This is a genomic window from Caldivirga sp. UBA161 (genome assembly GCF_002506515.1).
Lineage (GTDB): Archaea > Thermoproteota > Thermoprotei > Thermoproteales > Thermocladiaceae > Caldivirga.
The window spans coordinates 2,627-2,947 of the sequence record NZ_DAXS01000045.1 but is presented as its reverse complement, the minus strand read 5'-3'; the positions used below and the strand labels follow the sequence as shown (position 1 = coordinate 2,947).

Genomic DNA, 321 nt, shown 5'->3' with positions numbered 1-321 from the left:
CTTTCACTCATGCACTACTACTCTACCGCCTAGAAAGCGCCTAAAGGAATTTAAAGTTAAGGATAGGGTTATTCGTGGGATGATTAATTGCCAAGATGTAATTAATGATTTGAGGATTAGGGTAAGTAGGTTAGCTAATGATGCCTTCACTGCAGTGCTGCTCTTCGGCTCCATGGCCCGTTGTGAGGCTGATGAGTATAGTGACGTTGATTTATTAATTCTGCATAGGGGTTTAAGCCGTATTGATGCTGTTAGAAGGAGGAGGGCTATTTACTTAGCGGTTAGCGCCTTATTACGTGACTACCCATTGACTGTGATTGA

General features: G+C 42.7%; 1 protein-coding gene. It reads left to right on the top strand.

Going from position 1 to position 321, the window contains the following annotated elements:
* Positions 1 to 79: 79 nt before the first annotated feature.
* Positions 80 to 321, top strand: a 242-nt coding sequence (locus BP896_RS05160) for a nucleotidyltransferase domain-containing protein (RefSeq protein ID WP_291766435.1), incomplete at its 3' end; no start/stop codon positions are given.